The organism is Nocardia aegles (assembly GCF_052545135.1).
Window position 1 is genome coordinate 94,995 of sequence record NZ_JBQWRI010000009.1, and the last position, 22,057, is coordinate 117,051.

Sequence of the window (22,057 nt, forward strand, 5' to 3'; positions counted from 1 at the left end):
AGCATCATCCGCAGCGGCATAGTTGTGCAGCGCACGGCGTGCGACTCGGGCCGCGGAATCGATATCGGAAATCATGATGCTGTATTGCCCTCTCTCTGCGACTTGCGGCAGGAATCCACTACCGGGCTTCGCGGGTGCTCATGCAGTGGGTTGCCTCTGCAATCTACGCAGGCGGATAGATTGCAGTCAATACTGAACGGACGCGTATTTAACGATACGTTCATTTGTTTACATATCAGTAACGCTTACTGTGCATCGGCCCACTAGTGGGGCAGCCGTGGGTCATCTGGTTTGTGGGATATCGGCGCCCAGCGCGACGGGCGAAATCGGACGAAGCCGCCAGGAATGCCTCCGCGAGTTCCCGCTCGTCGACGAAGGTGATTTTCCGGTCCTCGACCAAGACACGACCGTCGGCGATGACTATATTGATGTCCCCGCTGCTGCCGGCGGAAAGGAACGCTTGCAGTGGGCGTCGCAATCCGACATAGCGGAAGTCGTTGATCGGCACCGTGATCAGGTCGGCTTTTTGCCGACGGCGAGCGATCCGATGTGCTCCGTTGCCGCCTGGCCGGGCCGAGGGAAGTTCGCGCTCGACACGGTCGACTTCGGCGGAGGTCCCTACGGCCAGGATGGTCGCCTCCAACGGTATCTCTCCTTTCGAGTCTTCTGGGCGAACTGAGGACGCGCGGGAGGCGTGCTGGTGCGGCGCGCATCACCCGCTCGGCGCGGTGCCCCGAATCCGGAGCCGTCGGAGGCTGTGCTCAGGAGATGACCGGGAGGACGACATGCGACTGGGTGAGGTCTATCGTCCGATGCGAGGGAGCCATTTCGGTAGAAGTGGCAGGGTCCGCGCCGGTACCGAGATTGCGCTCGAAGCGTGGATGCGAGCCGCCGGCGATGATGAGTCTGATCCGATGCCCGGCCGCGAACCGATGTGCTACCGGGTCCAGTTCCAGTCGAAGCGCACCGCTGCCGGTGGACGGCCCGAGGCGAACGAAGCCCTCGCTGACGTTGGTGGATCGTCCCTTGGGATCGACATCCGACAGGCGAACGAAGACGTCGGCGTGCGGATTGTCGCTGTCGTGCGCGAGGTGCACCACCGGCGCCCCGGCGATCTCGAGCGGGGCCTCCAGCGCGGAACCGGTGAAGACGAGGGTGTCCTCGCGCGCGGCGAGTTCCCGGTCGTCCTGGTAACCGCCCCGGGAGAACATCAGACGCCCACCGACGCTCGGCGTGGGATCGTTCGGATCATAGGTGAACGACGCCGAAGCCGGTGCTTCGCAGGGTTGCTCCCGCAGCCCGTCGGCCGGGTGCAGGTGGAGGGTTTCCGACGACGTCGCGGGCGGCCAGCTCGCATGGTCTTGCCATTGCCCCGCACCCGACACGAAGACCTTCACCGCTGCCGATCGTTGCAGCGCAGCACCGGTGAAGTGCGCCTTCAACCAGTCGAGACTCTCTGCCATCAGCGTCGGGGAGGCGTTGCCCTCGATGTCGAGATGCTCCCACGGGCCGACGGTCATGGCCACGTCCACGCCGCGCTCCCGCAAGTGGTGATACTGCTCCATGGCCTGCTGGAAGAAAATGTCCTGCCAACCGGTATGGATCAGCACGGGGACCTCGACTCGGTCGAGTGCGTCAGTCAGCCGGACCTTCGGCCAGTGGCCGCCGGTGATATCGCGGTTGCCGACCCACTTCCTGAACCACCCGTCGAGATCGCCGAGCACGTCGGCGCCGCAGTCGGCGATGGGCAGGCTGTGCAGCGGCTGTTCGATGCGTTTGGCGGTCGTGACCATGCGCAGCGCACCGCGAACAAGCCCGTATTCCTCCTGGTGCGCGACGACCTCGGCCCAGCCGAGCAGGTCGTTGAGCGCGAAAGCGCCGCCCTGGTACGCGACGCGGGCGAAATCGTGCGGACCCACCTGAACGATCGCCGTCACCAGTTCCGGTGGCGGGTCCTGCAGCAAGGCCCACTGCGTGAATCCCAGATACGAAGCGCCGAGGGTGGCGAATCGGCCGTCGAACCAGGGCTGTCGGCGCAACCATGCGACGGTGTCCGCGCCGTCCTCGACCTCGTCGGCCATGGGCTCCCAGGTACCGCCGGAACCGAATGTGCCCCGGCACCGAGCCAGCACGACGTGGTATCCGCGTGCAGCGTACGGGCGGGTGTAGAGCGCGGTCTGCATCTGGTTGCGCCCGTACGGGGAACGCACCAGGATCGTCCCCTGCGCGGCTCCGACAGGTGCGTAGTGGTCGACGAGCAGCTTCGCGCCGTCGCGCATCTCGACCGGGATATCCTCGGTGACTGTGTAGCCGCCTGAGGCGGCGGGCAACTTCAGGGCCGCGGCTACGGCGCGGTCCACGCCGCGCTGCACCCAACTCGGGCTTCGGGTGATCTGGGACATGAGCACTTCCAGGGTGGGAACGGAACGTCTGCGCGGGCTCGGTGACCTGGGTCCTAGTCGAGGATCGCCGAACCGATCGCGTTGTCGATGCTGTACTTCCAGGTGCCGTCCGCCTGGCGCCGCAGGATCTCGGCGGTCCGAATTTCCAGCGGGTCCTGCCCCGCCGCTTCGATGACGAGGTGCCCGTGCGAGAGTGCCAGATCGTCGCCGACCAGCAACGTCTTGTTGACGACCCGCACCTTTGCCCCGATCGCGCAGAACTGTTCGAACGTCTTCCGGCGGGCGTCGGGCTCGTTCGCCGTCACGCCCGGGACAACGAGAATGGCGTCGTCCTCGTACAACGAGACCAGCCCGTCGACATCGCCGGCGTCGAAGTATTCGACGAACAGTACGGAGAGCTGGTGGGGGTCGGTGGTGCCGGTGTACGAGGACATGGTGTTTCTTCTTTCGTCGAGCGTATGGAGAAGTCGTATCCGCGATGGCTCTGGCGCGACCCGGCAGCGTTCACACCGGCTACGGACGTGGTGGCGTGGGGGTTCGGCAGTGCCGTCGCGCGAGACAGAGGCTAGTTCATGAACGGATCGGAAACATACGAAATCAGTTACAAAAAAGTAAAAGACATCGTAAAGTAATTGAACGAATGGTTCGAATACTGATCGGACTGTCCGGAATCGGGAGGCCTCGCTTGCGTCCGGCGTACTCGGACGCCGGGACGCAAGCGAGTTCACGGGGCTCCCGGCGGCCGGTCACAGGATGACGGTGACTACCTTTTCCTCGGTGTTGGCTTCGATGCCCGCCCAGCCGAGTTCCCGGCCGATCCCGCTGGTCTTCATGCCACCCCAGGGCAGCGCCGGATCGATGGCCGCCCAGCCGTTCACCCAAACCGCACCGGCGCGGACCTTGCGCGCGAGGGTATGGGCGTAGGAGACGTCCCGGGTCCAGATGCTCGCAGCGAGCCCGTAGTCGGTGTCGTTGGCCATGCGGATGGCCTCGTCGACATCATCGAACGGGATCACAGTGCCGACCGGGCCGAAGATCTCCTCGCGGGCGATGGTCATCTCGTTGGTCGCGTCGGCGAAGATCGTGGGCTGGACGAAATAGCCGCGGTTGCCGCCGGCCGCGCCGCCCGCCACGAGTCGGGCGCCTTCGTCGCGGCCCTTCTGAATGTAGCCGAGCACGCTCTCCCGCTGTTTGGCGTTGACGAGTGCGCCCATGGTGGTGGCCGGGTCCAGCGGGTCGCCGAGTACCTGCGCGGTGGCCGCCGCGGCCAGTCCGTCCACTACCTGTGCATACAGCGAACGATGCACGAACACGCGGGTGCCCGCCGCGCACACCTCGCCCTGGTTGAAGAACAGCCCCATGGCGGTGCCGTTGATCGCGGCCTCGACGTCGGCATCGGCCAGGATGATCTGCGGGGACTTTCCGCCCAGTTCGAGGGTGACCCGCTTGAAGGTGTCGGCGGCCAGCTTGGCGATCAGCCGTCCGACCCGCGGGCTGCCGGTGAAGCTGATCTTGTCCACGCCAGCGTGGCGAGCCAGGGCGTCACCGGCCACCTCACCCAATCCGGGCACGACGTTCAGGACACCGTCGGGCAGTCCGGCCTCCTGCGCCAGCTTGGCCAGGTGCAGGATCGACAGCGGCGCGTCCTCCGGCGGTTTGACGACCATGGTGTTGCCCGTCGCGAGAGCCGGCGCGATCTTCCAGGCCGCGATCATCAGTGGCGTGTTCCACGGGATGATCGCGCCGATGACACCGATCGGTTCGCGCACCGTGAACGAGTGCGTCGGCCTGCCCATGCTTCCCGCTGTGGGGATGACCGTTCCGGTCACCTTGTCGGCCCAGCCCGCGAAGTGCCGGAACGTCGCCGCGGCGTTGGGGATGTCGAGCACGCTGGGCTGACCGATCGGCTTGCCGATGTCCAGGGCCTCCAACCGGGCCAGGATATCCGCGTCGCGTTCGATGAGGTCGGCGATCCTGTTGAGGATTCGGCCCCTGGTCACGCCCGGCAGGGCGCCCCATTCCCCCTCGAGCTGGGTCCGTGCCGCCGCAACCGCCTGGTCGACGTCCTCCGCGGTCGCCGCCGCCACCGTCACGAGTTCGGCCTCCGTGGCGGGGTTGATGTCGACGAAGGTTCCGCCGTCGGCGGCGTCACGCCACTTGCCTGCGATGAACAGCGATGTCGCGGTCCCGTCCGGCAGTGCCGAGGCGATCGTCGGCTCGGGCAACGTGCTCATGATGCTCCTTGTCTTCGCTGGGGCCGGCCGCGCCGGTCCGGTGGCTACGTATGAGCCAGGCCACACGTAGTGACCTGGGTCATAACTTTGATGACTCGCCTCCGGAATTACTTGTCGCTGCGCGCACAGTCGCTTGGTCGATAGCGCACTCTCCGTGCGGGCCGGCGTTCCCCTACGACAAGATGGTGAATACGCTGGCGAAACCTACCCCACCGGAGCGACACGGCTGTCGCCACGGAATTCGGCGACGATGTGCTGCTGGTCGTCCACGACCGTGACGTCGTAGATCCCGTTGCGGCCGAAGCGAGTACGTTCTCGCGCGACAGCGGTCAGGGTTTCCCCGAGTCGGGTCGGGCGCACGTAGCGGATGTCTGCCCGGGCCGCCACAGCGCGCTGGCCGTGGCTGTTGCAGGCCATGGCGAATGTGGTGTCGGCCAGCAGGAATATGTACCCACCGTGGGTGATGCCATGACCGTTCACCATTCTTTCGGTCACGGTCATCGTGGCTGTCGCATGCCCTTTGCCGAGATCGGTGATCTCGATGCCCGCGGCGCGGGAGGCGATGTCGTCGGCGAACATCCGACGGGCAAGTTCGAACGAATCTGCGTCGATCGCGGTCATCTCCACTTTCCTGGATTCTCTGTGCCGGGCGCAGCACTGCGGCCGCGGGCTGCTTCGAGCCCGCGGCCGGTAAGCGCTACGACCGAACCGATTCGACGTTCTGGATGTACATGGTGACCCCGCCGGTGGCGAAGTTACGCACATCCTTGCCCGCCGCCCTCATCTCTGCCGAGGACAGGGCATTCTGCAGATCTTCTTCGGTGTCGAACTGCAGCTGCGCGACGGCGTAGTACGCGGGCTCGGTGCCGTCCAAGGACCGGCATTTGGCGAAGGTGAAGCCGGTCAGACCGGGCACTTTGTCAGCGATCGGGACATGAGTCGTGCGGTAGTACTCGTCGAACGCGGCGGTGTCGGTCGGCCGCCCGTAGCAGACCGCGATCTGGTAGGTCATTCGGCGTCTTCCTTCGGCTTGGCGACCAGGGTCAGCACGTCGTAGGTGGCCACTGCGTCGCCGCCCTGGTTGGTGACGATCGCGTCCCAGCGGACTTCGCCGTAGTCCACGCTGGTGCGCGGAGTGATCTGCTTGGCGGTGAGGGTCACCGTCAGCTCGTCGTCGGGCTTGACCGGGGTGAGGAAACGCAGGTTGTCCACGCCGAAATTGGCCAGGACCGGTCCGGGCGCGGGGTCGACGAACAATCCGGCCGCCAGGGATACCACCAGGTAGCCGTGTGCGACGATGCCGCCGAAGAGCGGGTTGGCGGCCGCGGCCTCCGGATCGGTATGGGCGTAGAAGGTGTCCCCGGTGAATTCCGCGAAGTGGGCGATATCGGCGTGGGTCACGCGGCGTGGTCCACCGACGATGGTGTCGCCCAGACGGAGTTCGGCGAGGTTCTTCCGGAACGGGTGGACTTCGCCGGAGGACCGGTCCGCGCCGGTCACCCACCGTCGCCCGACCGCGGTCAGTACATTCGGAGTGCCCTGCACGGCCGTGCGCTGCATGTGGTGCAGTACGCCGCGGATGCCGCCGAGTTCCTCGCCGCCGCCGGCGCGCCCGGGGCCTCCGTGCACCAGCACCGGCAGCGGGGAGCCGTGTCCGGTCGACTCCTTGGCGTCCTCGCTGTCGAGTACCAGGATCCGGCCGTGGTGGGAGGCTATGCCGAGAACGATCGCGCGGGCGATGGCCGAATCGGCGGTGACCAGCGAGGCGACCAGGCTGCCTTTGCCCCGCGCGGCCAGTTCGATGACGTCGGTGGTGTCCCGGTAGCCGATGACGGTACTGACCGGTCCGAAAGCCTCGATCTCATGCGGTTCGACGGCGTCGCGGTCGTCGCAGCGCAGCAGAATCGGCGACAGGAACGCGCCGGTCGCGGCATCCGCGCCGACGACGTCGACGCTGTCGGGATCGCCGAAGACGATGCGGGCGGACTTGGTCAGGCCGCGGACCGCCTTGCGCACCTCTTCGCGCTGTTCCAGGCCGGCCAGAGCGCCCATGGTCACTCCTTCGGCGCCGGGATCGCCGACGACCACCTTCGACAACCGGGCCGATGCGGCCGCAACGACATCGTCGACCAGTGCCTCGGGCACCAACGCGCGGCGAATCGCGGTGCACTTCTGACCGGCTTTCGCGGTCATCTCGGTGACGAGCTGCTTGATGTAGAGGTCGAACTCCGTGCTGCCGACGGCCACGTCGATGCCGAGGATCGAAGCGTTCAGCGAATCGGCTTCGGCGTTGAAATGCACACCCTCGGTGACGACCTTCGGGTGGGCGCGCAGGGTGGCCGCGGTGTCGGCCGAACCGGTGAACGCGACGGAATCCTGGCCGGACAGGTGATCGAGCAGGCCGTTCGCACTGCCGCACAGCAGCTGCAGCGACCCTTCCGGCAGCAGGCCCGATTCGATGATCCTTCGCACGACCAGTTCGGTGAGATAGGCGGTCTGGCTGGCCGGCTTCACGATCGACGGCACGCCCGCGATGAACGCCGGCGCCAGCTTTTCCAGAAAGCCCCATACGGGGAAGTTGAAGGCGTTGATCTGCACGGCCACACCGCGGCGGGAGGTGTAGATGTGCTGGCCGAAGAACGTGCCCTTCTTGCCGAGCTGCTCCTGGGCGCCGTCGAGGTAGACGGTGTCGTTGGGCAGCTCGCGTCGGGCCTTGCTGGCGTAGCTGAGCAGGGTGCCGAAACCGCCGTCGATGTCCACGGCGGAATCCCGCGCGGTCGCGCCGGTGGCGGACGAGAGCGCGTAGAACTCGTCCTTGCCCTCCATCAGTGCCAAAGCCAGCGCCTTCAGCGCGGCGCCGCGTTCGTGGAAGGTCAGCTCGGCCAGCGCGGGGCCGCCGACGGTGCGCGCGTAGTCGACCATGTGGGCGAGGTCGAGGCCGGTAGCCGAGATCCGAGCCACCTCGCTGCCGTCCACGGCACTGAGCAACGGCGTGCCCGCATCGGGCGCCGTGTACCAGCGCCCACCCACATAGCTCTGCAGCAGTTCGCTCATCAACTCTCCGTTCAACTGAACATTCGGTCAGTAATCACGATCCGCGAGAGTGTGGCGTGTGTCAAGGGCCGAGGCTAGGAAGCGTTTGATTCGGCGCGGCGCAGTCCGGTGAAGACGATCGTGACCACCGTGTCGGCCAGATCGTCGGCCGAGCCGTCGTTGCGGGGGCGGTACCACTCCACGATCGAATTGATCATGCCCCAGATCAAGCGGCTGATCAGGCCTGGATTGATGCCTGCCTGGAGATCGCCCTCGTCCGCGGCGGCGCGGACCAGCTCGCTGACGAACGCGTCGAACTCGCGACGGCGCGCCAGTGCGCGCTTCTCGACCGGAGTATTCCCACGCACCCGCAGCAGCAAGGTTACGTAGGGAAGTTCCGCGACCAGGACTTCGACACTGCGGCGGACCACGTATTCGAGCCGGTCGATGTGGCGTCCCGTGATCGCCCGCTCCTCCGTGGTGGCGGCGAACAGTCCGTTCAGCGCGCGTGCCAGTGCCAGGTCGAGCAGCTCTGATTTGCTCGAAACATGGTGGTAGATGGCGGATTTGGTGATGCCGAGGCGCTTGGCGAGAACCTCCATGCTGGTGCCGTCATAGCCCTTGTCGTTGAACACCTTGACCGCGACCGCCAGGAGGGAGTCGAGGTCGTATCCGGGTCTGCCGGGGCGACCCGTTCGGTGAACCACTCGTGCCGTTGTCATTCGTCCATCTTGACCCATCGGCCACAGGTGCCGTCCCGGGGCTTGATACTGACCGAATGTTCGGTTAATAATTCAGGGGACAAGCGGACAAGGAGCAGGGATGGGCGAAGTCTTCCTCGTAGACGGTGCGCGGACACCGCAGGGCAGGTATGGAGGTGCCCTGGCCGGTATCCGGCCCGACGACATGGCGGGTCTGGTCGTGGCCGAAGCGGTGCGCCGAGCCGGTGTGCCGGTCGAAGCCGTCGACGAGGTCGTGCTGGGTGCGGCCAATCAAGCCGGTGAGGACAACCGGAATGTCGCTCGGATGGCGGTGCTACTGGCCGGGCTGCCCGACAGCGTCCCCGGCTACACGGTCAACCGCTTGTGCGCGAGTGGGCTGACGGCTGTCGCGTCCGCCGCCGCGACGATTCGTGGCGGCGAGGCCGAGGTGATCGTGGCCGGTGGTGTCGAGTCGATGACTCGTGCACCCTGGGTGATGGCCAAGCCCGGCACCCCGTGGGCGCGTCCCGGCGAGGTCGCCGATACCTCGTTGGGCTGGCGCTTCACCAATCCGAAATTCGCCGCCGCGGACCAGGCGATCCCGGTGGGTGCCGACCCGCGGACGCGCAAGATCACCCTGACGATGGGGGAGACCGCCGAGGAAGTCGCCGCGCTGGAAGGCATCACCCGAGCCGAGAGCGACGCCTTCGCGCTGCGCAGCCAGCAGCGTGCCGTCGCGGCCGCCGACGCCGGGCACTTCGATCGCGAGATCGTGGGGGTGCCGGTCAAGGACGGGATTCTCGACGTCGACGAGGTGCCGCGGCGCGGTACCACCTTGGAGAAGCTGGCGAAACTGACACCGGTCTTTCGTGCGGGCGGCATCGTCACCGCCGGATCGTCGTCACCGCTGTCGGACGGTGCGAGCGCACTGGTCGTCGCCAGTGCGCAAGCAGTCGAGCGTTACGGGTTGCGAGTGCGCGCCCGGATCGTGACGAGCGCGAGCGCGGGCGTGGCTCCGAATGTCATGGGCCTGGGTCCGGTGCCGGCCACCAACAAGGCATTGGCACGTGCGAAGTGGTCGATCAATGATGTGGGCGCGGTCGAGCTGAACGAGGCGTTCGCCGCCCAGTCCCTCGCGGTGATGCGGCAATTGAAGCTCGATGAGAGCATTGTCAATGCCGATGGCGGCGCCATCGCGCTGGGGCACCCGCTCGGCTGTTCGGGTGCGCGCATCCTGCTCACCCTGGTGGGCCGGATGGAGCGTGAGGGCGCGCGGCGTGGTTTGGCCACCCTGTGTGTCGGTGTCGGGCAAGGTGTCGCGATGTTGATCGAGGCGCCATGAGCACCTACACCACGCTGGACGTCGAGGAGCGCGACGACCGCATGGTCGTGACGCTCGATCGCCCGGCGCAGCGCAACGCCATCAACGCCGAAATGATCGCCGAGCTGCACGAGGTCTGTGATCGGTTGGAGCGGACACCGAAGCTGTTGCTGCTCACCGGCCGGGGCGAGCACTTCGCCGGCGGCGCCGATATCGCCCAGCTGCGCGCCCGGACCAGGGACGACGCGCTGGCCGGGATCAATCGCAACCTGTTCGACCGGATCGGCCGCCTTCCGTTGCCCACGGTGGCCGCTGTCAGCGGCTACGCACTGGGCGGCGGCGCGGAACTGACCTATGCCTGCGACATCCGGATCGCGACGAGTACCGCGAAGTTCGGCAACCCGGAACCGGGCCTGGGCATCATGGCCGCCGCCGGTGCGAGTTATCGCCTGCCGCTGCTGGTGGGCGTCTCCATCGCGAAACAGGTGCTGCTCGGTGGACACATCCTCGACGCGACGACCGCCCTCAGCGCGGGACTGGTCCTGGAAGTCACCGAACCCGGCGAGCACCTGACCGCCGCGCATCGCCTCCTCGACCGCATCGCCCGCTCCGCGCCGCTGGCGCTGCGATTGACGAAGACCATCGTCGACGCGCCGGGATCGCATCCGTTCGCCGACGACATCGCCCAGGCGGTGCTGTTCGAGACCGAGGACAAACACTCCCGCATGACCGCATTCCTGGAGAAGAAGGCATGACCGAAACACAGACTCCGGCCCGGATCGCCGTGGTAGGCGGCGGCCGGATGGGCGCGGGCATCGCGCAGGTGTTCGCGACGCTCGGCAGCAGCGTCGTCATCGCCGAGGCGGCCGACCAGACGGCGGCCTTGAACCGCGTCGCACGTGGTCTCGACCATGCCCAGGCGCGCGGAAAGCTCGGCGCGGCGCAGCCCACCGACATCCTGGCGCGGGTCTCCACCGTCGCGGCGCCCACCGAGTTGCCCGTCGACCTCGATCTGGTGATCGAAGCGGTTCCGGAGAACCCGGCGCTCAAGGTCGACGTGCTGACGGCGGTCGACAAAATCGTCCGCCCCGAGGCGGTGATCGCCAGCAACACCAGTTCGCTGTCGATCGCCGAACTCGGCGCCGCGCTGCAGGATCCGAGCCGGTTCGTCGGGATGCACTTCTTCAATCCGGTTCCGGCGTCCGTGCTGGTGGAGATCGTCCGGGCCCCGGCCACCGCGGATGCGGTCGTCGAGCGCGTGCGGGCTTGGGTCGCCGGGCTCGGCAAGGCCGAGATCCTGGTCAACGATTCGCCGGGATTCGCCACCAGCCGCCTGGGCGTAACCCTCGGACTCGAAGCGATCCGCATGCTCGAGGAGGGCGTGGCGGACGCCGATGCGATCGACCGCGCCATGGAGCTCGGATACCGCCATCCGATGGGCCCCTTGCGGTCCACCGACCTGGTCGGTCTCGACGTCCGGCTCGCGATCGCCGAACACCTCGCGGCGACGCTGGGACCGCGATTCGAGCCGCCCCGGCTGCTGCGCGAGAAGGTCGCCCGCGGCGAATTGGGACGCAAGACCGGGCAGGGGTTCTTCAGCTGGGACACCACACCGACAGGAGGACAATCGTGACCACGACCGGCAGCACCGTCGGCACGGCCGTAGCAGACGGCCTGGCCACCATCACCCTGGCGCGCCCCGCGGCGTCGAACGCTCTCGATGTGCAGACCAAGCGGGAGCTCGGGGAGGCGGTCCGCGCCGTCGGCTCGGACACCGCGGTACGCGCGGTGCTACTCACCTCCGAAGGCAAGAACTTCTGCGTCGGACAGGATTTGGCCGAACACGTAGCGGCGTTGCGGGCCGACCCCAGTACGGCGATGCGGACCGTGGGCGAGCACTACAACCCGCTCATCCAGGCGTTGAGCGAGATCCCGGTTCCCGTCGTCGTCGCGATTCGTGGTGCGTGTGTCGGCGCGGGACTGGGCATCGCGCTGGCCGGCGATATCCGGGTGGCGGGCACCGGGGCCAAATTCGCGACCGCCTTCACCGGAATCGGCCTCGCCGCCGACTCCGGGCTCAGCTATGCGCTGGTACATGCGCTCGGCTACAGCCGTGCGGCGGGGCTGATGCTGCTGGGCGACCGGTTCACGGCGGCAGAAGCCCACGCGTGGGGTCTGGTCCACCGCGTAGTCGGTGACGACGAGGTGGAGACCACCGCGCGCGAACTCGCGCGGTCCCTCGCTCAGGGACCGACCGAGGCGTATCGGCGAGTCAAGGAGCTCCTGCGAGCCGAGGCATCGGGTTTGCCCGATGCCCTCGAACGCGAGCGGCTCGCGCAGGAGGCGCTGGGAGCGACCGGCGACCACCGGGCGGCGGTCGAAGCATTCCTGACCAAGACGCAGCCGGTCTTCCAGGGGCGGTGAGCCGGATGCAGTACATCGACCGTCGCAGCGCACCAACACTTCGATCCGAAGAGAGGGCGAAATGACAACGGCAAGCCCAGTGCCGCAACTTCAGCAGGCATTCGAGGAGACGATCACCAAGGACCAGCGCATCGAGCCGCGGGACTGGATGCCCGACGGCTACCGCAAGACGCTGATCCGGCAGATCGCCCAGCACGCGCATTCCGAGATCATCGGCATGCAGCCGGAAGGGAACTGGCTGACCAGGGCGCCGTCCCTGCGCCGCAAGGCCATCTTGATGGCCAAAGTGCAGGACGAGGCAGGCCACGGCCTCTATCTGTACTCGGCGGCCGAGACACTCGGCGCCGACCGCGACGACCTGACCGACAAGCTGATCGAGGGAAAGCAGAAGTACTCCTCGATCTTCAACTACCCGACGCTGACCTACGCCGATGTCGGCGTCATCGGCTGGCTGGTCGACGGCGCCGCGATCTGCAATCAGGTTCCGCTGTGCCGCAGCAGTTTCGGCCCATACGCCCGCGCCATGATCCGCGTCTGCAAGGAAGAGTCCTTCCACCAGCGCCAGGGTTACGAACTGCTGATGACCATGATGAGCGGCACCGAGGACCAGCGCCGGATGGTGCAGGACGCGGTCGATCGGTGGTGGTGGCCCGCGCTGATGATGTTCGGCCCGCCCGACGACCAGTCGCCCAACACCGAGCAGTCCATGGCCTGGCGCGTCAAGCGGCACACCAACGACGAACTACGCCAGCGATTCGTGGACATGTCCGTGCCGCAGGCGCAGGCATTGGGCGTGACGCTGCCCGATCCGGATCTGGCATGGAACGAGGAGCGTCGAGCCCACGATTTCGGCGAGCCGAACTGGCGCGAATTCGCCGAGGTCGTCAGCGGCAACGGACCGTGCAATGTCGAACGGATCACCAATCGCCGCGCAGCACACGACAACGGCGCCTGGGTGCGCGAAGCCGCGATGGTTTTCGCGGCGCGAGAACGAGAGAGCACGCAACTATGACCGACACACAGTCCGCGGCAGAGCCGGTGCGCGTGCGGGCGCAATGGCCCCTGTACGAGGTGTTCGTACGCGGCAAGCGCGGCCTCAACCATGTCCACGTCGGATCGTTGCACGCCGCCGACGACGAAATGGCACTGCGGCACGCACGCGATGTGTACACCAGGCGTAACGAGGGCGTCAGTATCTGGGTGGTCCCGTCCGCATCGATCGTCGCGTCCAGCCCGTCGGAGAAGGATCCGTTCTTCGCGCCGAGCGGCGACAAGGTGTACCGGCATCCGACGTTCTACGACATCCCCGACAACGTCCCGCATATGTGAAGGCGAAGCCATGATCGATCACGACAACGCCTTCAGTGGACTCCTCGAAGGCGACGGCCACGGCCAGTGGGCATTCGGAACGAGTTTCGACGATCCGCTCGCCGGTGTCGACACCACCGTCCCCGCCGATGTCGATCTGCCCGCGCTGGCTCGCTACTGCCTGATGCTGGGTGACGACGCTTTGATCTCGGCCCAGCGACTCGCCGAGTGGAGCACGCGCGCGCCGGAGTTGGAGGAGGAGGTGGCGCTGATGAATATCGGCCTGGACCTCCTCGGCCAGGCCAGACTGTTGCTGGCGCGGGCCGCCGCGGCGGATCCGACGATCGTTCCCGGCATCTCGGACACCTCGCCGGTGCCCGCCGAAGACGCGCTGGCGTTCTTCCGTGCCGAGGATGGGTTCCGCTGCGTGCGATTGGTCGAGGTCGGCAACGGCGATTTCGCCCGCACCATCGTCCGGTCGCTGGTCTTCTCGACGTGGCGCCTGGCACTGTTCGACCGGCTGCGTGATTCGCGAGATCCCGTGCTCGCGGCGGTGGCTCGCAAAGGCGTCAAAGAGCTGACCTACCACCGCGACTACGCGGCGCGCTGGGCGGTGACACTCGGGTGCGGCACGGCGGAATCGCGACGGCGGATGGTCGAGGCGCTGGAATTCGTCTGGCCCTTCGTCCCCGAGCTGTTCGTCCCGACCGAGGAAGAGCTGGCCTTGGCCGCCGTGGGGGTCGGTGTCGATCCCCGTACGCTCCGCGCCGAATTCGACGGTGTGCTCGAGCAGGTGCTGCGCGCCGCGGAACTGACTGCCCCGACCGGCCGATCGATCGGTGCGGTCGGCGGCCGGTCCGGCCGCCACGGCGTTCACACGGAGGCCCTGGGGCCGTTGCTGACCGAGATGCAGTGCGTGGCGCGAGCGCATCCGGAAGGGAAGTGGTGACCGTGGCGGCCCCCGCCGAGGCGAACGCACGCGCCCTGGTCGAGGTGGTGCCCGACCCGGAAATGCCGCTGTTGACCCTTGCCGACCTGGGCATCGTGCGTGCGGTCGCGGTGGCTGCGGACAACCGGGTGACGGTCACCATCACACCTACGTACTCCGGCTGTCCGGCCGTCGCGACGATGCGGGACGACATCACCAGGACCTTGCGTCAGCACGGCTTCCGAGAGGTCCGGGTCGACACGAGTCTGTCGCCCGCCTGGAGCAGCGACTGGATCACCGAGGACGGGCGCCGCAAATTGCGGGATGCCGGTTATTCCCTGCCGGGCCCCGCGCCTCGCCGCGACGCCGGGCCGATCCCGCTGACTCTCAGCGCCCGTCCGCGCGATCTGGCCTGCCCGAACTGCGGATCCCGGGAGACGCAGCTGGTGTCCGAGTTCGGCGCGACCCTGTGCAAAGCCCAGTACCGTTGCCGCTCCTGCCTCGAACCGTTCGACCATGTGAAGGAAATCTGACGTGAGTGCACCTGTTCGCGGTGACCGGACGCGTGCGGCGGCCCGCAACCGGCCGTTCCGGTCCCTGGTCGTCGCCGACGTCGAGCAGTTGTGCGACGACGCGGTGGCGGTCACCTTCGAGATCCCCGACGACCTCGTCGAGGAGTTCGCCTTCGAGCCGGGACAGTCGCTGACCATGCGGCGTGCCGTGGCGGGCGTGGAACACCGGCGCTCGTATTCGATCTGTGCGCCGGTGGGCGCCGCGCCGCGCGTGGGCGTGCGGGAGGTGCCTGGCGGACTGTTCTCGACCTGGCTGGTCCATGACGTCAAGGTCGGCGATCGCATCGAGGTGCAAGGCCCCTCGGGCACCTTCGTCGCGGATCCGGCGGCCGGCGGCCGACACCTGCTGATCGCGGCGGGATCCGGCATCACACCGATGCTGTCCATCGCCTCGTCATTGCTGGCCCACTCCGACGCGGAAGTCGTTCTCCTGTATGGAAACCGGCGGGTGCGCTCGGTGATGTTCGCCGATGAGATCGCCGATCTGAAGGACCGGTTCGGGGCGCGACTCGATGTCGTGAATGTGCTCTCGCGGGAACCGCGGGATGTCGAGTTGTTCAGCGGACGGCTCGACGCCGCGCGGCTGCGCGCCATCCTGACCGCGCTGGTGCCCATCGACGACATCGACGACGTCTGGCTGTGCGGCCCGTTCGGGATGGTGACCGACGCGCAGACCGTGTTGACGGAGCTCGGTGTCGACAAGAAGCGCATCCACCACGAATTGTTCTTCGTCGAGGACGCGCCGCCCGCGCAGCAGACCCACCAGGAGCCGGGCGCAACCGGTCCGACGAGCACCGTCACCATCACCCTCGACGGACGCAGCACCACCGGAGAACTGCCGCGGGACCAGAATGTTCTCGACGCGGCAGAGCAGATTCGCTCCGATCTTCCCTTCGCTTGCAAGGGCGGCGTCTGTGGTACCTGTCGCGCCAAGGTCACCTCCGGTGAGGTGGATATGCGGCGCAATTACGCATTGGAGGAAGCCGAGATCGCCGAAGGTTTCGTCCTGACCTGTCAAACTTATCCACTCAGCGAGTCGGTCACAATCGACTTCGACGCCTGATCCACCCTATCGGAGCCATGATGAGCAGCGTTGCCCCCGCCTCCCCGCAGACGCCGAACACGGATATCGAATTCGCTTCCCGCGACGAGATATCGACATTGCAGCTGGACCGGCTCAAATGGTCGCTCCGGCACGCCTACGAAAATGTTGCACACTACCGCGAGGCATTCGACAAGGCCGGTGTGCATCCGTCCGATCTGGTGGAGCTGTCGGATCTGGCCAAGTTCCCGTTCACCACCAAAGCGGAGTTGCGTGCCAATTACCCCTTCGGGATGCTCGCCGTCCCGCGGGAACAGGTTTCCCGAGTGCACGCGTCGTCCGGTACCACCGGACAGCCGACCGTCGTCGGATACACGGCGAACGATCTGAACAACTGGGCCGACCTGATCGCGCGTAGCCTGCGTGCGAGCGGTGTGCGTCCCTCCGACATAGTGCACATCGCCTACGGGTACGGCCTGTTCACCGGTGGCCTCGGCGCGCACTACGGCGCCGAACGGCTCGGCTGCACGGTGATCCCCATGTCCGGGGGGATGACCGACCGCCAGGTCCAGCTCATCCAGGACTTCCGTCCGAACGCCATCATGGTGACCCCCTCGTACATGCTCACCATCCTCGACGCCATGATCAGCAAGGGCATCGACCCCGCGGCCACCTCGCTGCGGGTGGGGATCTTCGGCGCCGAGCCGTGGACCGAGCAGATGCGAACCGAACTGGAACAGCAGTTGGCGATCGACGCGGTCGACATCTACGGATTGTCAGAGGTCATCGGGCCGGGTGTGGCCATGGAGTGCGCCGAGACCAAGGATGGTCTGCACATCTGGGAAGATCACTTCTACCCGGAGATCATCGACCCGGAGACCGGTGCGGTTCTGCCCGACGGCGAAGAAGGAGAACTCGTGTTCACCTCTCTCACGAAGGAGGCGATGCCGGTCATCAGGTATCGCACCCGCGATTTGACTCGCCTGCTGCCGGGTACCGCGCGGTCGATGCGGCGGATGCGGAAGATCACCGGTCGCAGCGACGACATGATCATCCTGCGTGGTGTGAACCTCTTCCCGACCCAGATCGAGGAGCTCATCCTGACTGTGCCCGCTCTGGCACCGCAGTTCCAGTGCGTCTTGGACCGTCCGTCGCGCATGGACACGCTGACCGTCCGGGTAGAGGCTCGCTCCGACACCCTTCCCGAGCAGCGGGATGCGGCGGGGGCGGAGTTGCGTTCCAGGATCAAGAACCGGATCGGCGTGTCGGTCGATGTGGAGGTGCTCGCGCCGGGTGCACTCGAACGGTCCATCGGCAAGGCCAAGCGGCTGATCGACAACCGGCGGCCCTGAGGTGCGCGATGTCCCGAACCAGCCTTGACATTGTCGACGCGGTGCCCGCGGTAACGGGCAATTACCAGCTGAACAAGCTCGCGTTCGATCCGTGGTGCACAGCCATCACCGCCGGCTTCCTACCGCTCACCGCCGTACCGATGAGGCGTGCAGTGGGCACGGAATTCAGCGGTGGGCTGCGATCACGCACCATCGGCAGTGTCCAGCTGAGTGAGGTGTCCGGTGACGAGGTCGTGGTCCGGCGCACAGCCGCGACCATCCGCCGATCAGATCCGGGACTGATCAAGCTCGGCATGCAGGTGAAGGGACGGGGCGTCGTCCACCAATCGGGCCGTACGGCAGTGCTCATGCCCGGCGATTTCGCCATCTATGACACGGCCAAGCCGTATCGGCTCGAATTCGACGGGCCGTTCACCATGTTCGTCGTGATGTTCCCGCGGGCGGAAATCCGTGCCAGTGAAAGAGATCTGGCTGCGGGTGTCGCCCGCGGGATGCACAGTGAGCAGGGGATCGGCGGCGTCGTGTCCCCATTCCTGCGCGGTCTGCGCCGAAGTCTGGTCGACGATGCAGTCAGGGACTCCCCGCTGCTCGAGAGTGCGGTCTTCGATTTGGCTTCGGCAGTGTTGGAAGACAGCAATTCGGATGACAAGCGGCATTCCGGGGATGTCTTGCTGGCGAGTGCGAAGTCGTTCATCGACGCGCACCTCAGCAACATCGAACTGAATACCCGGATGATCGCCGATCGGCACCATATTTCCCCACGTTATCTGCAGCGGCTCTTCGAGGAAGATGGCGCGACGGTGGCCGGCTGGATTCGGCGGCGTCGGCTGGAGAGATGTCGTCACGACCTCGCCGACGGCCGGCTCGCGCACCTGAGTATCGGCGCCATCTGCGCTCGGCACGGACTCGCCGACTCCTCGCATTTCTCGAAGATCTTCAAGGAAGAGTTCGGCGTACCGCCCCGCGAGTATCGCAACAGCCTGCGATGAGCGCCGCCCGCGGCGGCTACCGGCCGCCGCGACCGGTCGACGGCGACGCGGGGTGCGCGTCGAGTAGGTAGCCCGTCGCAGGTGGAGATCCAGGTTGTCCGCGCTGTGCGGCACCGTGCCGAGATCGGCGGACGATCCGCACCCGAGTGCGGCGGGCGAAGTTTCTGCTCCACGTTTTGTCCGGGGTTACGATCGAGGTGTCGGGGCCTATTCTCGCGGCGAGCGGATGAGCGGGCGATGGCCGATCAGGACCTAGAAGGAACACAGCGCGACCTGAGCTTGAACGTCGCCGCGGAACTGGCCGCGGCGGGGTTCGATGATGCGCAGGAAATCGGGCGTGGTGGGTTCGGCGTCGTCTACCGCTGTGTCGAGCACGCCCTCGAGCGCACAGTAGCGGTGAAGGTCCTGGAGTCCGACAGCGGCGCGGACGAGCGGGCTCGGTTCCTGCGGGAACAGCGGGCGATGGGTCGCTTCGCCGGACATCCGCATATCGTGCAGGTGTTGCGCGCCGACATCACCGCCACCGGCAAGCCCTACCTGGTGATGCCGTTCTACGCGTGCGGGTCGTTGCGGTCGAGGGTCTGCGATAACGGCCCGATGCCATGGCAGGAGGTGCTGTCGGTCGGCGTGAAGATCGCGGGCGCGCTGGCGGTAGCGCATGCCGCGGGGATCGTGCACCGGGACGTGAATCCATCGAATATCCTGCTCTCCGACTATGGTGAGCCGCAGCTCGGCGATTTCGGCATCGCCCGTATCGGCGGCGCCTTCCAGACCAGCGCCGGGTTGGTGGCGGGGACCCCGGCGTTCACCGCCCCGGAGGTGCTCCGGGGCGCGGACCCGACACCGGTCGCGGATATCTACGGGTTGGGCGCGACCCTGTTCTGTTTGTTGACCGGTCACGCGGCGTTCGAACGCCGGCGGGGGGAGTCGATAGTCGCCCAGTTCCTGCGGATCACCTCCGACCCGGTGCCGGACCTGCGCCGCAGCGGAGTCCCCGCGTTGTTGTGCGCCGCGATCGAAGGCGCGATGGCGCAAGACCCGGCGGCGCGGCCCGCCACCGCCCGCGAACTCGGGGAGCGGCTGCGGAACATCCAATTCTCCTGCGGGCTGACGGTGGACGCGATGGCCTTGCTGGGCGGGACCGACACCGACCAGCCGGCCGCGGCCGCGCCGCCGGTCACCGTCGCCACGATGCGGCCCGGTCCGTCGCCGGCACCGGCACCGGCACCGGCACCGTCGACGCGTTACCGCCCGCCCACCTCGCGCCGTGAACCCGTGCAGCGGCACCGACTGCTCGACGTGTTGCGGGAAGGACGGTCGCGCAGGCTGGTGCTCATCCACGGGCCGGCCGGATTCGGCAAGAGCACGCTGGCCGCGGAATGGGTGGACATGCTCGCCGACGAAGGCGTCCGGGCGGCCTGGCTGAGTGTGGACCTGGACGACAACAACGTCGTATGGTTCCTGTCGCATGTCGTCGAGGCAGTTCGACTGGTCCACCCCGATGTGGCGCAGGAGCTGGCGCAGATGCTCGAGGAACGCTCCAGTGATGCCGTGCGGCACGTGCTGGCCACGCTCATCGATGAGATCCACAATCGGGCGGAGCCGGTCGCGCTGGTGATCGACGACTGGCACCGGGTGACCAATCCCGCCACCATCGCGGCGATGGAGTTCCTCCTCGATCACGGCTGCGACCACCTGCGCCTGATCGTCACCAGCCGTAGCCGGCGTGGACTACCGCTGGGCCGCATGCGGGTTCGCGACGAACTCGTCGAGATCGACGAGACCGGCTTGCGATTCGACGCGGAGGAGACCGCCGAGTTCCTCGCCGGGGCCGACGGCTTGTCCCTGGCGGCCGCGGATGTCGAGCGGTTGCGCCAGTCGACCGAAGGCTGGGCCGCCGCATTGCAATTGGCATCGCTGTCGCTGCGTGGACGCGACGATCCGGGCGCGTGCCTCGACCAGATCTCCGGGCGGCACTACGCCATCGGGGAATATCTGATGGAGAACGTGATCGACGCGCTCGAACCACGCATGCTCGAATTCGTCATGCGGACCGCGGTACCCGATCGGATCTGCGGAGAACTCGCCGAGGCGTTGGCCGGTGTGAGCTCCGGACAGGAACTGCTGGAGGAGGTACGGCAACGGGATCTGTTCCTGCGCAGTATCGACGACGACCTGCACTGGTTCCGATATCACGCGCTGTTCGCCGACTTCCTGCGCAGCCGGCTGGTCCGCAGGCATCCCGGGTTGCTCGAGGAGCTGCATCTGAAGGCATCGGATTGGTTCGCCGATCACGACCTGTTCGCCGAAGCTGTCGACCATGCGCTCGCGGCCGGCGAGCCCGAGCGCGCCGTGGCACTGGTGGACGCGCATGCCGAAGAATTGATCGAGAAGGGGCGCAACGCGACTTTTCTCGGGCTCGTGGCCAAGTTGCCCCCATCGCTCACCGCGCTGAACCCCATGCTGCAGGTGCACATCGCCTGGGCGAGCATCTCCTTGCGACGTCCGGCCGACGCGCTGGCCGCCGTCGAACGCGCCGACGCGCTCCTCGACGCGGCGCCGCCCGGCGACGAGACGACCGCCGAAACACGTCTGGAAGTGGATGTCGTCCGTACCGCGGCCACCCTGGTCGTGGACCGGCCCGCGACCACCCCGGAGGCGGTGCTCGCGCGATTCCGTGAGCCGATCCGGCCCTTCCTGGCGCATGCGACGGCGTTGGCCGCCATGGTGTCGGCGTTGTATCGGTTCGACTTCGACGAGGTGCACCGCTGGCATCGTCGGGTAGAGCCGTATCGGGATCTCCCACACGGCCCGTACGGCCCGGTGTACTCCGATTGCATCGACGGAGCCGCCGCGTATCAGCAGCTCGATATCGACACCGCGGAGTCTCGGTATCGGACCGCCTTGCGTCAAGCGCTGGAGACCGGCGGGCAGTCGGATGCCACCCTGCTGACCAGTGCGCTGCTCGGCGAGCTGCTCTACGAGAAGGGACAATTCATCGAGGCCGAGGAACTACTGGCGGCTCACCTGCGCCCGGAGGGCGGCGTTGTGGAGTTCTTGCTGGCCACCTACGGCACCGGTGTGCGCGTGGCCGCGGTACGCGGCGACCTCGAGACGACATATGAACTGCTGGCCGAGGGCGCCAAGATCGCGACCAACCGGTCTTTGCAGCGGCTGTCGGCCCGGATGCTGAACGAGCGCGTCCGTTTGGGGTTGCCCTTGACCGATGCCGAGCGGCTGGCCTTGGAGCAGCTTCCGCCGTATGTTCCGCACGCGGATGCGCCGTCGGGTGTCGCTTCCGAGTTGCACCAGGAGTCCGCGATCCGCCTGCTGCTCGCCGAGGGAACCGCGGCGGCGGCGGATCGAGCGTGCCGCCGATCCGAGGACCTGGTGCGCGGTATCGCCACGCAGGATCGGCCGCACGCGTTGCTGAACGCCGAGCTCTTGCACGGATGCTGTCTGTCGGCGACCGGACGAATGGCGCAGGCCGTGCGATTGCTGGAGCCGGCCCTGATCCGCTGCGCCGAACATGGGCTGGTGCGGGTTGTCGTCGACAGTGGCGAGCAGCTGCGGCCGGTGATCGAAACACTGCAGGACACCACGACATCCGCCAAAATGCGGTCCTTCCTGCGGCAGGTGCTCGCGCAGTTCGAGCGGGTGCCGCAGGGCCGTAGCCCGCTGGCCGGAAGCCACGCACAGCGCACCTGACCGTGGGGCCATCGAGGTGCCGCAGCGCGGAGGCGGCGGCCCG

General features: G+C 67.0%; 20 protein-coding genes. 13 read left to right on the forward strand and 7 right to left on the reverse strand.

The genetic code is table 11. The features are described from left to right. Positions 1-277: 277 nt before the first annotated feature. Complete coding sequence (locus ACT89H_RS23125; protein ID WP_445110742.1) at positions 278-679, forward strand: hypothetical protein; 402 nt, start codon at positions 278-280, stop codon at positions 677-679. Positions 680-761: 82 nt separating this feature from the next. On the opposite strand, the gene ACT89H_RS23130 is transcribed toward ACT89H_RS23125, so the two are convergent. From ACT89H_RS23130 to ACT89H_RS23160, 7 genes are all read right to left on the reverse strand, one after another. After that, positions 762-2,402: a CocE/NonD family hydrolase gene (locus ACT89H_RS23130; RefSeq protein WP_445110743.1), complete on the reverse strand. Its 1,641-nt coding sequence runs from the start codon at positions 2,400-2,402 to the stop codon at positions 762-764. A gap of 53 nt (positions 2,403-2,455) precedes the next feature. Next, complete coding sequence (locus ACT89H_RS23135; protein ID WP_445110744.1) at positions 2,456-2,836, reverse strand: YybH family protein; 381 nt, start codon at positions 2,834-2,836, stop codon at positions 2,456-2,458. A gap of 312 nt (positions 2,837-3,148) precedes the next feature. Then, a complete protein-coding gene (styD, locus tag ACT89H_RS23140; protein ID WP_445110745.1) occupies positions 3,149-4,636 on the reverse strand; it encodes a phenylacetaldehyde dehydrogenase StyD in 1,488 nt (495 codons plus the stop codon). A gap of 204 nt (positions 4,637-4,840) precedes the next feature. After that, positions 4,841-5,257: a hydroxyphenylacetyl-CoA thioesterase PaaI gene (gene paaI / locus ACT89H_RS23145; RefSeq protein WP_445110746.1), complete on the reverse strand. Its 417-nt coding sequence runs from the start codon at positions 5,255-5,257 to the stop codon at positions 4,841-4,843. Positions 5,258-5,333: 76 nt separating this feature from the next. Next, positions 5,334-5,648 (reverse strand): EthD family reductase, encoded by a 315-nt coding sequence (locus ACT89H_RS23150; RefSeq protein WP_445110747.1) that lies wholly within the window; start codon positions 5,646-5,648, stop codon positions 5,334-5,336. After that, complete coding sequence (gene paaZ, locus ACT89H_RS23155; RefSeq protein WP_445110748.1) at positions 5,645-7,690, reverse strand: phenylacetic acid degradation bifunctional protein PaaZ; 2,046 nt, start codon at positions 7,688-7,690, stop codon at positions 5,645-5,647. The genes ACT89H_RS23150 and paaZ overlap by 4 nt, the downstream gene beginning before the upstream one ends. 74 nt (positions 7,691-7,764) lie before the next feature. After that, entirely contained in the window at positions 7,765-8,391 is a 627-nt protein-coding gene (locus ACT89H_RS23160; RefSeq protein WP_445110749.1) for a TetR/AcrR family transcriptional regulator, read from the reverse strand. Positions 8,392-8,491: 100 nt separating this feature from the next. Between ACT89H_RS23160 and ACT89H_RS23165 the strand changes: the two genes are divergently transcribed. The 12 genes from ACT89H_RS23165 (at position 8,492) to ACT89H_RS23220 (ending at position 22,014) form a co-directional block, all read left to right on the forward strand. Next, positions 8,492-9,712 (forward strand): thiolase family protein, encoded by a 1,221-nt coding sequence (locus tag ACT89H_RS23165; RefSeq protein ID WP_445110750.1) that lies wholly within the window; start codon positions 8,492-8,494, stop codon positions 9,710-9,712. Further along, entirely contained in the window at positions 9,709-10,446 is a 738-nt protein-coding gene (locus ACT89H_RS23170; protein WP_445110751.1) for an enoyl-CoA hydratase/isomerase family protein, read from the forward strand. The genes ACT89H_RS23165 and ACT89H_RS23170 overlap by 4 nt, the downstream gene beginning before the upstream one ends. Further along, a complete protein-coding gene (locus ACT89H_RS23175) occupies positions 10,443-11,324 on the forward strand; it encodes a 3-hydroxyacyl-CoA dehydrogenase family protein (RefSeq protein ID WP_445110752.1) in 882 nt (293 codons plus the stop codon). The genes ACT89H_RS23170 and ACT89H_RS23175 overlap by 4 nt, the downstream gene beginning before the upstream one ends. Beyond that, a complete protein-coding gene (locus ACT89H_RS23180; RefSeq protein ID WP_445110753.1) occupies positions 11,321-12,115 on the forward strand; it encodes an enoyl-CoA hydratase/isomerase family protein in 795 nt (264 codons plus the stop codon). Before ACT89H_RS23175 ends, ACT89H_RS23180 begins: the two co-directional genes overlap by 4 nt. Before the next feature lie 61 nt (positions 12,116-12,176). Next, complete coding sequence (gene paaA / locus ACT89H_RS23185; protein WP_445110754.1) at positions 12,177-13,127, forward strand: 1,2-phenylacetyl-CoA epoxidase subunit PaaA; 951 nt, start codon at positions 12,177-12,179, stop codon at positions 13,125-13,127. After that, positions 13,124-13,444, forward strand: a complete 321-nt coding sequence (gene paaB / locus ACT89H_RS23190; protein WP_445110755.1) for a 1,2-phenylacetyl-CoA epoxidase subunit PaaB — start codon at positions 13,124-13,126, stop codon at positions 13,442-13,444. Before paaA ends, paaB begins: the two co-directional genes overlap by 4 nt. A 10-nt stretch (positions 13,445-13,454) precedes the next feature. Then, on the forward strand, positions 13,455-14,372 hold the full coding sequence (gene paaC, locus ACT89H_RS23195) for a 1,2-phenylacetyl-CoA epoxidase subunit PaaC (protein ID WP_445110756.1): 918 nt from the start codon (positions 13,455-13,457) through the stop codon (positions 14,370-14,372). Between the two features lie 2 nt (positions 14,373-14,374). Then, on the forward strand, positions 14,375-14,884 hold the full coding sequence (gene paaD, locus ACT89H_RS23200) for a 1,2-phenylacetyl-CoA epoxidase subunit PaaD (RefSeq protein ID WP_445110890.1): 510 nt from the start codon (positions 14,375-14,377) through the stop codon (positions 14,882-14,884). A gap of 1 nt (position 14,885) precedes the next feature. Then, positions 14,886-15,986, forward strand: a complete 1,101-nt coding sequence (paaE, locus tag ACT89H_RS23205; protein ID WP_445110757.1) for a 1,2-phenylacetyl-CoA epoxidase subunit PaaE — start codon at positions 14,886-14,888, stop codon at positions 15,984-15,986. A gap of 20 nt (positions 15,987-16,006) precedes the next feature. Beyond that, the gene (gene paaK / locus ACT89H_RS23210; RefSeq protein WP_445110758.1) at positions 16,007-17,317 is read left to right on the forward strand and encodes a phenylacetate--CoA ligase PaaK; all 1,311 of its coding nucleotides are present in this window, start codon (positions 16,007-16,009) and stop codon (positions 17,315-17,317) included. 8 nt (positions 17,318-17,325) lie between these two features. Continuing rightward, on the forward strand, positions 17,326-18,306 hold the full coding sequence (locus tag ACT89H_RS23215; protein ID WP_445110759.1) for an AraC-like ligand-binding domain-containing protein: 981 nt from the start codon (positions 17,326-17,328) through the stop codon (positions 18,304-18,306). A 237-nt stretch (positions 18,307-18,543) separates the two neighbouring features. Then, on the forward strand, positions 18,544-22,014 hold the full coding sequence (locus tag ACT89H_RS23220) for a protein kinase domain-containing protein (RefSeq protein ID WP_445110760.1): 3,471 nt from the start codon (positions 18,544-18,546) through the stop codon (positions 22,012-22,014). The last annotated feature ends 43 nt before the right edge of the window (positions 22,015-22,057 follow it).

Excerpts from the sequence above, each read along its gene's own strand:
- ACT89H_RS23135 (WP_445110744.1), bottom strand. The coding sequence starts at position 2,836 with ATGTCCTCGTACACCGGCACCACCGACCCCCACCAGCTCTCCGTACTG.
- paaK (WP_445110758.1), top strand. The coding sequence starts at position 16,007 with ATGAGCAGCGTTGCCCCCGCCTCCCCGCAGACGCCGAACACGGATATC.
- paaB (WP_445110755.1), top strand. The coding sequence starts at position 13,124 with ATGACCGACACACAGTCCGCGGCAGAGCCGGTGCGCGTGCGGGCGCAA.
- ACT89H_RS23150 (WP_445110747.1), bottom strand. The coding sequence starts at position 5,648 with ATGACCTACCAGATCGCGGTCTGCTACGGGCGGCCGACCGACACCGCC.
- ACT89H_RS23175 (WP_445110752.1), top strand. The coding sequence starts at position 10,443 with ATGACCGAAACACAGACTCCGGCCCGGATCGCCGTGGTAGGCGGCGGC.
- paaZ (WP_445110748.1), bottom strand. The coding sequence starts at position 7,690 with ATGAGCGAACTGCTGCAGAGCTATGTGGGTGGGCGCTGGTACACGGCG.
- ACT89H_RS23130 (WP_445110743.1), bottom strand. The coding sequence starts at position 2,402 with ATGTCCCAGATCACCCGAAGCCCGAGTTGGGTGCAGCGCGGCGTGGAC.
- ACT89H_RS23220 (WP_445110760.1), top strand. The coding sequence starts at position 18,544 with ATGGCCGATCAGGACCTAGAAGGAACACAGCGCGACCTGAGCTTGAAC.
- paaA (WP_445110754.1), top strand. The coding sequence starts at position 12,177 with ATGACAACGGCAAGCCCAGTGCCGCAACTTCAGCAGGCATTCGAGGAG.
- ACT89H_RS23215 (WP_445110759.1), top strand. The coding sequence starts at position 17,326 with ATGTCCCGAACCAGCCTTGACATTGTCGACGCGGTGCCCGCGGTAACG.
- paaI (WP_445110746.1), bottom strand. The coding sequence starts at position 5,257 with ATGACCGCGATCGACGCAGATTCGTTCGAACTTGCCCGTCGGATGTTC.
- paaC (WP_445110756.1), top strand. The coding sequence starts at position 13,455 with ATGATCGATCACGACAACGCCTTCAGTGGACTCCTCGAAGGCGACGGC.
- styD (WP_445110745.1), bottom strand. The coding sequence starts at position 4,636 with ATGAGCACGTTGCCCGAGCCGACGATCGCCTCGGCACTGCCGGACGGG.
- ACT89H_RS23170 (WP_445110751.1), top strand. The coding sequence starts at position 9,709 with ATGAGCACCTACACCACGCTGGACGTCGAGGAGCGCGACGACCGCATG.
- ACT89H_RS23165 (WP_445110750.1), top strand. The coding sequence starts at position 8,492 with ATGGGCGAAGTCTTCCTCGTAGACGGTGCGCGGACACCGCAGGGCAGG.
- ACT89H_RS23160 (WP_445110749.1), bottom strand. The coding sequence starts at position 8,391 with ATGACAACGGCACGAGTGGTTCACCGAACGGGTCGCCCCGGCAGACCC.